We start from the raw sequence: 13,977 nt of genomic DNA on the forward strand, positions 1-13,977 counted from the left end.
GGCGCGCAGTTCGCAACGGGTTGTCGGCTTACTTGCTGCCGGTACCGGAGTTGCGGGTAGAGGCTTGCGGCTTGCGACGGGCGGTGGTGGCGCGAGCGCGCGGCTCTTTGCCCTGCATCTCTTTGTGACGCTGCACGGCGCGACGGATCTGGGCGGCCTGCTTGTGACGGCTGGTTTTGCCATCCTGCTGCAGGTCGACCTTGGATTCGGTCTCCGGCGGCAGGTTGACCAGACCGCGCAGGTAGTTCACTTCCGGCAGTTTCAGCTCTTGCCAGCCGCCGCGCGGGATGCCGCGGTCCAGCTTGACATCGCCGTAGCGGATACGCATCAGGCGGCTCACCTGCACTTCCTGGGATTCCCACAGGCGGCGCACTTCACGGTTGCGACCTTCGGTCAGGGTGACGTTGAACCACTGGTTCAGACCCTCACCGCCAGCCGGTTTGATCTTGTTGAACTTGGCGGTGCCATCTTCCAGCTGCACGCCCTTGCGCAGACGCTGCAACATGGCTTCGGTGATCTCGCCAAAGACACGTACCGCGTATTCCCGCTCAACTTCGTGGCTCGGGTGCATCAGGCGGTTGGCCAGCTCACCGTCGGTGGTGAACAGCAGCAGACCGGAGGTGTTGACGTCGAGGCGGCCGACCGCGATCCAGCGGGCACCTTCCATCTTGGGCAGACGATCAAACACGGTGGGACGACCTTCCGGATCGTGACGGGTACACATCTCCCCTTCCGGTTTGTGGTAAGCCAGTACGCGGCAGATCACTTCCTCTGCGGCACGGGTCTTGACCTGGTGACCATCCACCCGGATCACGGCGTTCACTTCGACGCGATCCCCCAGTGTGGCGACCTTGCCATCCACACTGACCCGACCTGCGGTGATCAGGGCCTCCATCTCACGACGGGAGCCGTGACCCGCGCGGGCCAACACTTTTTGCAGTTTTTCACTCATCGGGGTTACCTGATTGTTGATCGCTGCCCACTGGTAAAAGGGGCAACGGGGTTAACTGTAACAAACGCCGGTTGGAGCACTCGCCACAGTTGAAAAATGTATATCTCGGTGACGTCGGCACGCTTGGGCGCCATTCACCGGACATCGCTCTCCCCGTCCACCGCAGAGGGAAACAGGGGTTGCAGTTCAGGCTCCAGCTCGGGGAGCTGCTCCAGACTCTGCAGATTAAAGTAATCCAGAAACTCTCTGGTGGTGGCGAGCAGCTCGGGGCGACCGGCCACCTCTTTGTGACCGATGCTGCGCACCCAGCCACGCTCTTTCAGGGTATTCACTATCTGGCTCGACACCGCCACCCCGCGGATCGCTTCGATCTCGGCTCGGGTGATGGGTTGGCGATAGGCGATCAGGGTCAGTGTCTCCATCACGGCGCGCGAATAACGCGGCGCCCGCTCGCTCCAGAGCCGCGAGAGCTCTTCGGCATACTCCTGACGCGCCTGAAAGCGCCAGCCGGAGGCGACCTCTTTGAGCTCGACGCCTCGCGAGCTGTAATCTTGCCTGATCTCGGCCAACAGCAGCTGAACATAGCGACTGGTCACCGGATAATCGGCCAGCACGCTGCTTTTCAGCTCGCTGACATTGAGCGGACGACCGGCCACGAACAGCGCCGCTTCAATCAGGGTCTTGAGTCGTTCAGTGGGCAGCGCCACGGTTGCCCTCCTCGCTCTGCTCGGCCAATGCGAAATGGATTGGGCCGAGTGGTTCTGCCTGCAGGATCCAGATCAGTTGCTCCTTGCACAGCTCCAGCAGGGCCAGAAACGTCACCAGAACCCCCATGCGCCCCTCTTCGGCGCGCAGCACCTGTTCAAGGCGCAGGGTCTGTCCCAGCGTGAGCATGGCAAGGATCTCCGCCATGCGCACCCGGGTCGGGATCTGTTCGCGGCGGATCTGGTGATGTTCGAAATGAGTCGCGCGTTTTACCACACTTTGCATGTAAAGGGCGAGCTCAACCAGCGAAACATCGGGCGCCAGTGGCTTGAGGGCACCAAAATCGGGGGGCAAGGCAGCGGCGATATAAATCTCCCGCTCCACCCGTGGCAGCTCATTGACCCTCTCTGCACCTACCTTGTAGCGCTCGTACTCCTGCAGGCGGCGGATCAGGGTCACCCGCGGGTCTTCTCCCTCCTCTTCATCCTCCAGCTCCGGCGCCTTGGGCAGCAGCAGGCGGGATTTGATCTCCGCGAGCCAGGCCGCCATCAGCAGATATTCGGCTGCCAGCTCAAGGTTGAGCCCCTGCATCAGCTCCACGTACTCCATGTACTGGGAAGTGATCTGCAGGATCGGCAGGTTGAGGATATCGAGCTGCTGGCGCCGGATAAGGTAGAGCAGCAGATCCAGCGGCCCCTCGAAGGTATCGAGGAACACCTCCAGTGCATCGGGCGGGATGAACAGGTCCTGGGGCAGCTCGTGATAGGGCTGCCCCAGGACTTTCGCGATGGGTTGGGCGGAGCCAGCCCCCGTCTCGGCGGAAGGGACTGTCACCGGTTCAGCGACATCACTCAAACGGGGTTGGATCTCCGGCGCCGCGACGACGCAATACCGGCTCGTCGTCAGAGAAATCGACCACTGTGGTGGGCTGCTCGCCCAGATAGCCGCCGTTGACCACCAGATCGATCTGCTTGCCCAGCTTGTCGAAGATCTCTTCCGGGTCGAACTCGGCCATCTCGGACTCCGGCAGGATCAGTGTGGTGGAGAGCAGCGGCTCGCCGAGGGCTTCCAAGAGCGCCTGAGCAATCTTGTTGTCCGGCACCCGGATGCCGATGCTCTTCTTCTTCTCGTTCATCAGGCGGCGCGGCACCTCTTTGGTCGCCTTGAAGATGAAGGTGTAGGCGCCCGGGGTGTTGTTCTTGATCAGGCGAAACGCGCTGTTGTCGACCTTGGCGTAGGTGGAGATCTCGGAGAGATCGCGGCACACCAGGGTGAAGTCGTGGTTGGCGTCGAGGCGACGGATGCGGCAGATGCGCTCCAGCGCGCCCTTGTCACCCATCTGGCAACCCAGCGCATAACCGGAGTCGGTCGGATAGACGATAACGCCGCCGTTCTGGATGATCTGTACCGCCTGACCGATCAGACGGGCCTGGGGGTTTTCCGGATGTACGTAAAAATGCTGACTCATAGCTTGTTCTCGCAATGGGGGCAGCAATACCTGCCCGCTCGTATGGTCACAGGTCAATCACCCATGACACTACCTTAACCTGTTTGTGGCTGCTTCGCTGGCGCCGTTACCGGCTCGCCAGCAGCTCGGCATGTTGCTCGGTGGTGAGCCCAAAGTGACCGGGATAGGCAAGCCAGACGGGCATCCCCTCTTTGGGCAGCCAGAGGTGGCGGCCCAGCTCGGTCCAGTTGGAGGGAAAGTGAAAATCCGATCCCACCGAGATATAGAGGTCGTGATCCTTGGCCCACTGGCCCAGATTGGCCCGCTCCTGCGGGCTCTGCTGGGGCAATGAGACTTCCATGGCATCGCCACCGGCCGCCTTGAAGGCCACCAGCAGCCGCTTGATCCACTTGGCGGTGAGATCGTAACGGCTGGGGTGGGCCAGCACCGCCAGCCCACCGGCGGCGTGAATGGCAGCGATGGCTTCGCTCATCTCGGGCCACTCGGCCGGGGCATAACCCTTATTGCCACGGCTCAGGTACTTTTTGAATACCTTTTGCATGTTGTCGGCCACCCCGCGTGCCACCAGCACTCGGGCAAAGTGGGCGCGGGTCACGGCGGCGTCACCGGCGAGCGCCTTGGCCTCTTCATAGGTGCCGGGGATGAGGCACTTCTCCAGACGACGCCCGATTTCCAGCGCACGCGCCTCACGGCGTGCCAGCTGACCGGCCAGAAAGTCGGTCAGCTGCGGATTTTTTTCATCCACCCCCAGCGCCACGATATGAATTTCGTGATGCTCCCAGCCGGTGGAGATCTCGACCCCGCTCACCAGTCGCAGCGGCAGTTGCTCGGCGTCGATGGTGCGGCGCACCTCATCAAGCCCGGCAAGGGTATCGTGGTCAGTAACCGCTAACACCTCGACCTGTTTTTCGGCGGCGCGGCGCACCAGTTCGGCTGGGCTCAGCACCCCGTCGGAGGCAGTGGTATGGCAGTGAAGATCGAATCTCATCAGGTTATTCCGCTCTCGTGGTCAGGTCACCATTCATGGCAAATCGGTGAAAGAAGGCTAAAAAGCGACTTGACTTGGCCGCGGCTTTATCGTTTTCTGTAGGCACTTCATTGCAAACATCTTTTTACAGGACTTTATCATGCAAACGACTTCCATCCTGACCATCTGGTGGTGGCACACTCCCTGACATGCGGGCGTGTGGTCGTTGCTGTACCTGTAATCTGACAGCAAATTAAGAACCCAAAGAAAAAGCCCGCTGACCCCAGCGGGCTTTTTTATTATCCGGCAAATGGACCTGTGATGAAACCGAGAATTCAGACAAGCAAGCTGACCTGGCGATGGCGCCCCTGAACCAGCCACCCCAGACCAATTAAATTTCTAAGGAATTCAACGTCATGAACATCGGTAAAACACATCACACGCAAGGGAACGCACTATGACAGCCACACATCGCCTTCCTCTGGGTGAATTCGATACCCTCAAACTCAACGCCCCCTATGTGGCCGATCCGCTGGCACTCTATACCCGCCTCTGTCAGGGCCGCCCCAACAACCTGCTGCTGGAATCGGTCGAGATCGACTCCAAGGCGGGCAAACAGAGCCTGCTGCTGGTGGATGCCTGCCTGCGCATCGAGTGCCGTGGTCGCACCGTGCGGGTTCGCAGCCTCAACGACAACGGCGCCCAGTTGCAAAGCCTGCTGGCCGAACGGCTGCCCGTGGTGGTGGCCCGCTCGCTGGTAGATGGCGAATTGCAACTCGACTTCCCTGCCTCCGATCGGGAGCAGGACGAAGATTCCCGCCTCAAGGGGAGCAGCGTGCTGGACGTGTTGCGCACCCTGCAGCGGGAGCTTGATTGCCAGCTCGGCAAAGAGGCACTGTTTATGGCGGGCAGCTTTGCCTACGACCTCATCGCCTCTTTTGAAGATCTGCCCGAAGTGCCACAGGGGAGCAACGACTGCCCCGACTACTGCTGCTATGTGGCCGAGACCCTGATCACCATCGACCATATCGAACGCACCACTCAACTGCTGGCCTGCATCTTTGGCGGCGATAGCGACGAAAGCCAGGTGGAAGACAGATACACCCGCCTAACCGAGCGGCTCACCGACTTCAAACAGATTTGCCAGCAACCTCTCTGCGCCGAACTGACCACCCAGCCCCTGACCGGTGGCATGAGCGTGGACAAGAGCGACAAACAGTTCTGCGCCGAGGTGGAGAAGCTCAAGGGCTTTATCCGCCGTGGCGATATCTTCCAGGTGGTGCCGTCCCGCTGCTTCTCCCTGCCCTGCCCGAGCCCCCTGGCCGCCTATCGCCGCCTCAAACAGACCAACCCCAGCCCCTACATGTTCTACGTGCAGGATGAGGGCTTCACCCTGTTTGGCGCCTCGCCGGAGAGCGCGGTGAAATTCTGCGCCGCCAGCCGCGATGTGGAGATGTACCCCATCGCCGGTACCCGCCGCCGTGGCTTCAACCCCGATGGTAGCATCAACCGCGATCTCGATGGCCGTATCGAGCTGGAGCTGCGTCAGGACGAGAAAGAGGTGGCCGAGCACCTGATGCTGGTGGATCTGGGCCGCAACGACATCGCCCGCATCTCGGAGCCCGGCACCCGCTACGTCAAGGAGCTGCTGAAAGTGGATCGCTACAGCCACGTGATGCATCTGGTCTCCAAGGTGGTCGGCACTCTGCGTTCCGACCTAGACGCCCTGCACGCCTATCAGGCCTGCATGAACATGGGCACCCTCACCGGCGCACCGAAGATCCGCGCCAGCGAGCTTATTCGCATGATGGAAGGCAAGCGCCGCGGCAGCTACGGCGGCGCCGTCGGCTACATCAACGGCGCTGGCGAGATGGATACCTGCATCGTCATCCGCTCCGCTTTCGTGAAAGATGGCGTGGCCCATGTGCAGGCCGGTGCCGGGGTGGTCTATGACTCCAAACCGCAAGCAGAAGCGGACGAAACCCGCGCCAAGGCGGCCGCCGTGCTGGCCGCCATCGCTGCCAGCCATGGCACCTCTGTGCAAGCCCTGAGCGCCCAGCAGGAGCAACATAAGGACGTGAGCCAATGAGTACCGGATCAACAGCCACTAATATCTTTCTGCTCGACAACTTCGACTCCTTTACCTACAACCTCGTCGATCAGTTCCGCTCCCTCGGTTATCCGGTGCGGATCTACCGCAACAGCCTGCCGGCGAGCCGCATCATGAGCGAAATCGCTGCCTGTGAAGGAGACGCCGTGCTGGTGCTCTCGCCGGGCCCAGGTGCCCCCCACGAGGCGGGTTGCCTCATCGACCTTATCAAGCTGGCCCGCGGTCAGGTGCCCATCCTCGGTATCTGTCTCGGCCATCAGGCCCTGTGCGAAGCCTACGGCGGCACCGTCGGTGCGGCAGGCGAAATTGTCCACGGCAAGCGCTCACTGATTGAGCACAACGGCCACGGCGCCTTCGCCGGTCTGCCGAGCCCGCTGCCGGTAGCCCGTTACCACTCGCTGGTCGCTACCTATGTACCGGAAGAGCTGACGGTGATTGCCCACTATCAGGGCATGCCCATGGCCATCGAGCAGCAGGATGAGCGGGTGCTGGGCTTCCAGTTCCACCCGGAATCCATCATGACCTCGGAAGGGGCCCGTCTGCTGACTCAGGCGCTCGCCCATATCACCCGTCCAGAAAGCAGTGTGCGGTAAGGAGACCAACATGCATCAACATCTCAACACCCTCTATCAGGGTCAGTCTCTGAGCCGTGAAAGTACCCGTGACGCCTTCGGCCAGGTGGTTCGTGGCGAAGTGGATCCCATCGTGCTCGCCAGTCTCCTGACCGCTCTCAAGATCAAGGGGGAGACCCCGGAGGAGATCGCCGGCGCCGCCGAGGCTCTCTTGGCTGAAGCGCGCGACTTCCCGCGTCCGGACTATGAATTTTGCGACATCGTCGGCACCGGTGGTGATGGCCTCAACACCATCAACGTCTCCACCACCTCGGCACTGGTCGCCGCCGCCTGCGGCCTGAAAGTGGCCAAGCATGGCAACCGCTCGGTCTCGAGCAAGTCGGGCTCAAGCGATCTGCTGGACAAAATGGGCATCAAGCTCGACATGAGCCCGGCGCAGGCGCGCCGCTGCCTGGATGAGCTTGGCATCTGCTTCCTGTTCGCCCCCCAGTACCACGCCGGGGTGCGCCACGCCATGCCGGTGCGTCAGGCCCTCAAAACCCGCACCCTGTTCAATGTGCTGGGGCCGCTTATCAACCCCGCTCGCCCCACCTATCAGCTGATGGGGGTCTATGCCCCCGAGCTGGTGCGTCCCATCGCAGAAACCCTGCTGGCACTGGGGCTGAAAACCGGTATGGTGGTTCACGGCGCCGGGCTCGACGAGATTGCCATCCACGGCCCGACCCAGGTGGCCCAGATCCGTGACGGCGAGATCCGCGAATTTCTGCTCACCCCGGCTGATTTTGGCCTCGAGACCTATCCGGTCAGCGCCATTCAGGGTGGTGAGCCTGAAGAGAACCGTGCCATCACCGCCGCCATTCTGGAAGGGCGTGGCACCCCGGCCCACAACGCCGCCATTGCCGCCAATGTGGCGCCACTGCTGCTGATGGCGGGCAAGGCGAAAGATCTCAAGAGCGCGGCGGCCGAGGTGCTGGCGGTGCTGGCGAGCGGCAAGGCAGCGGATCTGGCTGCTCGGCTCGCCACTTTGAGCCATCAGGAAGCGGGCCATCAGGAGGCATGATGTCAGCCACCACGTTGCACAACAGTCATTCAGAACGCCCGCAGGGCAAGAGCCAGCTTCGCAAGGATAACGAGATGTCAGACCTTATTGCCCCCCATGCTTTTCTGAACATGGCCTCCATCAGCCAGACCATTCTCGGCAAGATCGTGGCGGCCAAGCAGGAGTGGGTCGCCGCCCGCAAGCAGGCCCAACCGCTGGAGAGCTTCCAGAGCGCGCTGACCCCAAGCGATCGGGATTTCGTCGGCGCCCTCAAGGCAGGCTCCACCCGCTTTATTCTGGAGTGCAAGAAGGCCTCCCCCTCCAAGGGCTTGATCCGCGACGATTTCAGTCCGGAGGCCATCGCCGACATCTATGGCAAATACGCCACCGCCATCTCGGTGCTGACCGACGAGAAGTTCTTTCAGGGGGATTTCGCCTTGTTGCCGCGGGTGCGCAGCCGCGTATCGCAGCCGGTGCTCTGCAAGGATTTCATGATTGACCCCTATCAGGTCTATCTGGCCCGTCACTATCAGGCGGACGCCATCCTGCTGATGCTCTCGGTGCTCACCGACGAGGGCTATCGCGCCCTGTTCGCGGTGGCCAAGGAGCTGGGTCTGGGCGTGCTCACCGAGGTGAGCAACGAGGAGGAGCTGGCCCGCGCCATCGCGCTGGGGGCGCCGGTGATTGGCATCAATAACCGGGATCTGCGCGATTTGAGCGTGGATCTGAACCGCACCAAACAACTGGCCGCAGACATCCCAGCCGATCGGGTGGTGATCAGCGAGTCCGGCATCAACCACCGCGCTCAGGTAGCGGATCTGCGCCACCACGCCAAGGGCTTTCTGGTGGGCTCATCCCTGATGGCCGAGCCGGATTTGGAAGCGGCTGTGCGCAAGCTGGTACTGGGCCAGAACAAGGTGTGCGGCCTGACCCGCGCCGAGGATGCTGCCGCCGCCCATCAGGCGGGCGCGGTGTTCGGCGGTCTTATCTTTGTGGCCAAAAGCCCGCGCTATGTGGACATCCCCGCCGCCCGCGCCGTGATGGCGGGCGCACCGCTCTCCTACGTCGGGGTATTTCGCAACGCCCAGCCCGCCACCATCGTCAAGACGGTGGAGGCGCTGGGACTCGCCGCGGTGCAGCTGCACGGCGATGAAGATGCCGCCTATATCGAGATCCTGCGCCCACTGCTGCCAGCGGGCTGCCAGATCTGGAAAGCAATTGGCATCACAAGCGGCGAGCCGCTGCCCGCCCTCGACTACCCGGCCGATCGCCTGCTGCTGGATACCAAAGTAGGCAGCCAGAGCGGCGGCACCGGTCAGGCGTTCGACTGGGCCATGCTGGCCCATCTCGATAAAGCCAAGCTGATGCTGGCGGGGGGCCTTAATCCCGACAACGCCCTGCAGGCGGCGCAAGTGGGCTGCCTCGGCCTTGATTTCAACTCCGGGGTGGAGAGTGCCCCGGGCCAGAAGGATGCGCACAAGATAGCAGCCGCCTTCGACACACTGCGCAACCTGTAACGCAATCCTTTTTGATATTTCGATTTAGCTAATACAAGGAAGAAGCCATGACCCTGCTCAACCCGTTTTTCGGTGAATTTGGTGGCATGTATGTGCCCCAAATCCTTATCCCGGCCCTGCTCCAGCTGGAGAAAGCCTTTGTCGATGCCAAGGATGATCCGGCCTTTATCGCCGAGTTTCAGTCCCTGCTGACCGAGTATGCCGGTCGCCCGACTCCGCTCACCCTGACCCGCAATCTGACCAAAGGCACCAAGACCCGCCTCTATCTCAAGCGTGAAGATCTGCTGCACGGCGGCGCCCACAAGACCAACCAGGTGCTGGGTCAGGCGCTGCTGGCCAAGCGGATGGGCAAGAGCGAGATCATCGCCGAGACCGGCGCCGGTCAGCACGGCGTCGCCACTGCGCTGGCCTGCGCTCTGCTCGGCCTCAAGTGCCGGGTCTATATGGGTGCCAAGGATTGCGAGCGCCAGAAGCCCAACGTATTTCGCATGAAGCTGATGGGCGCCACCGTCATCCCGGTGCACTCCGGCTCGTCCACCCTCAAGGATGCCTGCAACGAGGCGCTGCGCGACTGGGCTGCCAACTACGAGTCGGCCCACTACCTGCTCGGCACCGCCGCTGGTCCGCACCCCTTCCCCACTATCGTGCGGGAGTTCCAGAAGATGATCGGCGAAGAGGCCAAGGCCCAGTGCTTCGAGAAAGAAGAGCGGCTGCCCGATGCGGTGATCGCCTGCGTCGGCGGCGGGTCGAACGCCATCGGCATGTTTGCCGACTTTATCGATGAGCCTTCAGTGCGCCTCATCGGCGTCGAGCCGGGTGGTCACGGCATCGAGAGCGGCGAGCACGGTGCGCCGCTCGGTCACGGCAGCAAGGGGGTCTTCTTTGGCATGCACTCCTACCTGATGCAAGACAATCAGGGGCAAATTCAGGAGTCCTACTCCGTTTCTGCGGGGCTGGATTTCCCCTCCGTCGGCCCGCAGCACGCCCATCTGGCCGCCATCGGCCGCGCCGAGTACCCCTCGGTGACCGACAAGGAGGCGCTGGACGCCTTCCAGGAGCTGGCCAAATCCGAAGGCATCATACCGGCGCTGGAGTCCTCCCACGCGCTGGCCCACGCCCTCAAGATGGCCCGCAGTGAACCGGAGAAAGAGCAGGTGCTCATCGTCAACCTCTCCGGCCGTGGCGACAAAGATATCTTCACCGTTTCCGATATTTTCGAGAAAGAAGGAACCTTGTCATGAACCGTTACGCACAACTCTTCTCCCGTCTGGACGCGGCCAATCAGGGCGCCTTTGTGCCGTTCGTGATGCTGGGTGACCCCACCCCCGAATTGTCACTGGCCATCGTCGATGCGCTGGTCGCAGGGGGCGCCGATGCCCTCGAGCTCGGCATTCCCTTCTCCGATCCGGTGGCAGACGGCCCCACCATTCAGGGCGCCGCTCTGCGCGCCTTTGCCAGCCACACCACCCCGGACGACTGCTTCGAGCTGCTCGGCCGCATCCGCGCCAAGTACCCGCAGCTGCCCATTGGCCTCTTGGTCTACGCCAACCTGGTCTATGTGCGCAAAATCGATGGCTTCTACGAGAAGTGCCAGCAGGCAGGCGTGGATTCGGTGCTGGTCGCCGACGTGCCGGTGCAGATGTGCGCCCCCTACAAGGCAGCCGCCGACAAGTTCGGCATCGACAGCATCTTTATCGCCCCACCCAATGGCGACGCCGAAACCCTGAAACAGGTGGCGGAGCTGGGCAATGGTTACACCTATCTGGTGAGCCGAGCCGGTGTCACCGGTGCCGAGACCAAGGCCGGCATGCCGGTTGAGGGATTGATCAATACCCTGCGCGAGTTCAACGCCCCCCCCGCCCTGCTCGGCTTTGGCATCAGCGAACCGGCTCAGGTGCGTGAGGCCATCGCCGCTGGCGCCGCCGGTGCCATCTCCGGCTCTGCCGTGGTGAAGATCATCGAGACCCACCACCAGAACCCGGAACATATGCTGACCCGCCTGAAAGAGTTTGTGGAAGGGATGAAGGCTGCGACCAACCGCTAAGGGATGGCATTAGTCAAATGCCATTTGCCGTGAGTGATCCGGCTGCGTATCCGCCTCACCCATAGGTGTATCGCTGCATCACCACATCAAAGGGAGCCTGACCGGCTCCCTTTCTTTTTATCTCGCTCGCACCCGCTTGCAGCTCTAGACGTCTTGCCCCCTCTCCCTCCGGGAGAGGGCTAGGGTGAGGGCGGCTTTGCATTCCCTGCCAAATGAGTTGTTCACACAGCCACGTCTCAATGACTAATTTATTGATCCAACACAGATTCCCACCAAAACACGCTTCTCAACGCACCACCCTCCCCCTTAAGATACCCGAATGACAATCAACCTCTCGGAAGAGCGCCATGACAGCGATTGTTGCTATCTCGCAGGTGAAAAGCAGCAAACTGGGAACTGTCACTCAGGGGCGGTAGCGTGATTTTTTGTAGGTTGACGCAGCGTGTAGCAAGGCCCAACAGGCGAGCATTATTGCGCCAACCAGATCGGGATAAACAAGGATGTGGTAGATCCGTAAAACAGATTTATAGATATATTCCGCGGTAAACGTTGGGCTTTACTTAGTTCAGCACCAACCTACTATTTTTAGCCCAACATACGAGATGTTAAATCTACATAGAGATAATTATGGAACAAGTAATAGCAAGTAGTTTAAATGAATACATAGATGCAGTTTTATCTTTTAAGCTAAATCCCGATGAAACAATATTTTTTAGAGGGGAACCGGATGATTTCCAAGAAACAGCGTTTCAACCATCAATATATCGTAATAGCATTATTAAAAATGAACACAAATTATATAGAGATATTCAAAGATTTAATGATGCTGAATTTTCTTCAGATCGTTCGACTCTTGATAGATTGAGTAGAATGCAACATTATCGTACCCCTACAAGACTGACTGATTTAAGTGAAGATGCATTAACCGCTTTGTTTTTTGCATTATTACATGAAGCCGATGCAAAAAATATAAAACCCATAGTTTATGTTGTTGCCATAAAAAATGATGAAATAAAATATTACGACTCCGATGCTGTCAGTGTTGTTTCAAATTTAGCTAAATCTCCAATAATCAACAACGATAATATTTATAAATCAAAAACAACATTAGCAAGAGATGCTTTAAAGGCAATAGAAGATAAAGAGGTGAACCCATTTCAATCGTTTAACGAAAAAGAATCTGTTAAATATCTTCTCCATGATATAAAAGAAGATAAGGGATACTTTGAAGGCAAGGTAAATCCTAATCATATATTTTCTATTTTTTGCGTCAAACCAAAACTATCTAACTCACGATTAAATGGCCAGAAGGGCGCTTTCTTAGTTTATGGTTTGAATAAGTCTGATATAACTAAAAGTCCATCATTCATCAAGCGCGTCGGGAATTATTGTTTCCTTGATGAAATTAAATCAATCAATCATCCAGTAGCACGAATTAAAAAAATAACTATTGGCGACAGAATTAATATATCAGATATAAATAAACTTGGTATAACGATGCCGTATATTTACACTGGTTTAGAAAAAATAGCTGATCATTTCAAAAAAATTTATGGCTAAATATAACAAAAATTAATGTGGGGGCATTACGTAACCCCAAAATTAACGAAATGTATTCTCAGAGAAATGATTAGAATAGACAGGTATCGTTCTGGTTTCTTTAAATAACACTCCTTAATAGTCGCGAGGGATAAAAGTTAAATTTTTCTGAAATTTATTATGCTATAAAATCCAACTTCGCTCGATAGAATCTGGGACACCTACCTTTCTGAGCAAGGCGCAGCATAGCCAACATTCAAAAAGATGAGTGTCCCGGCTCTGCTGGTTAGCAATAAAGGATTGTAAGACTTGAACTATATAGAAAGATTAATAAATGCGGTTGACTACACACGCAGCTTAGGATTGAAGGTTGAAAAATCTCCGATACCGCTAGGTAAAAAGATTGAGCATTCAACTATGCAAGATATATTTCAACTATGTGGTGATGCGTTATACCACTATGGCTATCAAACTTCAGAAGATTTAGCTAGTCAATGTACGCCGGTACATTTAATGCTAATGTCTCATCTTAAAAGCGACCTGAACATTGAAAGCTTTATCACTGTAGGTGATAGATATTGGGATGATTACATCTATTGTAAGATATCTAGAGATTATATAGAAAGTGAACTGAAGAAGCCGAATATTGATGGAGACATTAAGGCTCATGTTTGGTTGACCCTTACAGATGGTACGATTTTAGACTGTACTGCAGAGGCACATGCCGATCTCCTTTTCAAGCGCGGCCTACATCCTGCCCACAAATGCATAATGCTCGTTGATCCAATCCAAGAAGAAAGCGCCAAGTCGGGATATCACAGGCCTTATCTAATAGGAACTGATTTTTTAGAAAAGACAGGGATGTGTCGGATTGTACATCCATAAAAAAACATTGCAGCGAACAAGTTGCAAATCTGGGACACCCACATGTCTCAGCAAGGCGTAGCATACGCCAGAACACAAAAGATGGGTGTCCAAGTTTTTATTTGTTTAAAGTAGTCCCCCAACATATGGCATTTTTCACTCCATCATTGGGTTTTGTGTTTACGGTGCAATGATTTAGG

At 57.8% G+C, this 13,977-nt stretch carries 13 protein-coding genes; 8 read left to right on the forward strand and 5 right to left on the reverse strand.

Annotated features, from left to right (window positions below; translation table 11 throughout):
• Window positions 1-28: 28 nt before the first annotated feature.
• The 5 genes from rluB to AB5Z09_RS01460 form a co-directional block, all read right to left on the reverse strand.
• The gene (rluB, locus tag AB5Z09_RS01440) at window positions 29-952 is read right to left on the reverse strand and encodes a 23S rRNA pseudouridine(2605) synthase RluB (RefSeq protein WP_005347347.1); all 924 of its coding nucleotides are present in this window, start codon (window positions 950-952) and stop codon (window positions 29-31) included.
• 134 nt (window positions 953-1,086) lie between these two features.
• Window positions 1,087-1,659, reverse strand: coding sequence for an SMC-Scp complex subunit ScpB (gene scpB / locus AB5Z09_RS01445; RefSeq protein ID WP_368194478.1), 573 nt, complete (start codon window positions 1,657-1,659; stop codon window positions 1,087-1,089).
• On the reverse strand, window positions 1,643-2,512 hold the full coding sequence (locus AB5Z09_RS01450; RefSeq protein ID WP_368194479.1) for a ScpA family protein: 870 nt from the start codon (window positions 2,510-2,512) through the stop codon (window positions 1,643-1,645). The genes scpB and AB5Z09_RS01450 overlap by 17 nt, the downstream gene beginning before the upstream one ends.
• Entirely contained in the window at window positions 2,505-3,125 is a 621-nt protein-coding gene (locus AB5Z09_RS01455) for an L-threonylcarbamoyladenylate synthase (protein WP_021231208.1), read from the reverse strand. The genes AB5Z09_RS01450 and AB5Z09_RS01455 overlap by 8 nt, the downstream gene beginning before the upstream one ends.
• Window positions 3,126-3,231: 106 nt before the next feature.
• Window positions 3,232-4,113, reverse strand: coding sequence for a PHP domain-containing protein (locus AB5Z09_RS01460; protein ID WP_064336955.1), 882 nt, complete (start codon window positions 4,111-4,113; stop codon window positions 3,232-3,234).
• 436 nt (window positions 4,114-4,549) lie between these two features.
• Here AB5Z09_RS01460 and AB5Z09_RS01465 point away from each other — a divergent pair, with 436 nt between their 5' ends.
• The 8 genes from AB5Z09_RS01465 (at window position 4,550) to AB5Z09_RS01500 (ending at window position 13,798) form a co-directional block, all read left to right on the forward strand.
• Window positions 4,550-6,181 (forward strand): anthranilate synthase component 1, encoded by a 1,632-nt coding sequence (locus AB5Z09_RS01465; RefSeq protein WP_368194480.1) that lies wholly within the window; start codon window positions 4,550-4,552, stop codon window positions 6,179-6,181.
• The gene (locus AB5Z09_RS01470; RefSeq protein ID WP_013723977.1) at window positions 6,178-6,795 is read left to right on the forward strand and encodes an aminodeoxychorismate/anthranilate synthase component II; all 618 of its coding nucleotides are present in this window, start codon (window positions 6,178-6,180) and stop codon (window positions 6,793-6,795) included. The genes AB5Z09_RS01465 and AB5Z09_RS01470 overlap by 4 nt, the downstream gene beginning before the upstream one ends.
• A gap of 10 nt (window positions 6,796-6,805) precedes the next feature.
• Complete coding sequence (trpD, locus tag AB5Z09_RS01475) at window positions 6,806-7,834, forward strand: anthranilate phosphoribosyltransferase (RefSeq protein WP_042054975.1); 1,029 nt, start codon at window positions 6,806-6,808, stop codon at window positions 7,832-7,834.
• On the forward strand, window positions 7,834-9,330 hold the full coding sequence (gene trpCF / locus AB5Z09_RS01480) for a bifunctional indole-3-glycerol-phosphate synthase TrpC/phosphoribosylanthranilate isomerase TrpF (RefSeq protein WP_368194498.1): 1,497 nt from the start codon (window positions 7,834-7,836) through the stop codon (window positions 9,328-9,330). Before trpD ends, trpCF begins: the two co-directional genes overlap by 1 nt.
• 47 nt (window positions 9,331-9,377) lie before the next feature.
• Window positions 9,378-10,571, forward strand: a complete 1,194-nt coding sequence (gene trpB, locus AB5Z09_RS01485; protein ID WP_368194481.1) for a tryptophan synthase subunit beta — start codon at window positions 9,378-9,380, stop codon at window positions 10,569-10,571.
• Window positions 10,568-11,374: a tryptophan synthase subunit alpha gene (gene trpA, locus AB5Z09_RS01490; protein WP_042032437.1), complete on the forward strand. Its 807-nt coding sequence runs from the start codon at window positions 10,568-10,570 to the stop codon at window positions 11,372-11,374. Before trpB ends, trpA begins: the two co-directional genes overlap by 4 nt.
• 627 nt (window positions 11,375-12,001) lie before the next feature.
• A complete protein-coding gene (locus tag AB5Z09_RS01495; protein WP_368194482.1) occupies window positions 12,002-12,934 on the forward strand; it encodes an FRG domain-containing protein in 933 nt (310 codons plus the stop codon).
• 288 nt (window positions 12,935-13,222) lie between these two features.
• A complete protein-coding gene (locus tag AB5Z09_RS01500; protein ID WP_368194483.1) occupies window positions 13,223-13,798 on the forward strand; it encodes a hypothetical protein in 576 nt (191 codons plus the stop codon).
• The last annotated feature ends 179 nt before the right edge of the window (window positions 13,799-13,977 follow it).

The sequence above is a fragment of the Aeromonas sp. R2-2 genome (genome assembly GCF_040908355.1).
Lineage (GTDB): Bacteria > Pseudomonadota > Gammaproteobacteria > Enterobacterales > Aeromonadaceae > Aeromonas > Aeromonas veronii.

What these genes read in the sequence shown, in the direction of transcription:
- rluB (WP_005347347.1), bottom strand. Translation starts at nt 952, where the DNA reads ATGAGTGAAAAACTGCAAAAAGTGTTGGCCCGCGCGGGTCACGGCTCC.
- AB5Z09_RS01455 (WP_021231208.1), bottom strand. Translation starts at nt 3,125, where the DNA reads ATGAGTCAGCATTTTTACGTACATCCGGAAAACCCCCAGGCCCGTCTG.
- AB5Z09_RS01460 (WP_064336955.1), bottom strand. Translation starts at nt 4,113, where the DNA reads ATGAGATTCGATCTTCACTGCCATACCACTGCCTCCGACGGGGTGCTG.
- AB5Z09_RS01465 (WP_368194480.1), top strand. Translation starts at nt 4,550, where the DNA reads ATGACAGCCACACATCGCCTTCCTCTGGGTGAATTCGATACCCTCAAA.
- AB5Z09_RS01470 (WP_013723977.1), top strand. Translation starts at nt 6,178, where the DNA reads ATGAGTACCGGATCAACAGCCACTAATATCTTTCTGCTCGACAACTTC.
- trpD (WP_042054975.1), top strand. Translation starts at nt 6,806, where the DNA reads ATGCATCAACATCTCAACACCCTCTATCAGGGTCAGTCTCTGAGCCGT.
- trpCF (WP_368194498.1), top strand. Translation starts at nt 7,834, where the DNA reads ATGTCAGCCACCACGTTGCACAACAGTCATTCAGAACGCCCGCAGGGC.
- trpB (WP_368194481.1), top strand. Translation starts at nt 9,378, where the DNA reads ATGACCCTGCTCAACCCGTTTTTCGGTGAATTTGGTGGCATGTATGTG.
- trpA (WP_042032437.1), top strand. Translation starts at nt 10,568, where the DNA reads ATGAACCGTTACGCACAACTCTTCTCCCGTCTGGACGCGGCCAATCAG.
- AB5Z09_RS01495 (WP_368194482.1), top strand. Translation starts at nt 12,002, where the DNA reads ATGGAACAAGTAATAGCAAGTAGTTTAAATGAATACATAGATGCAGTT.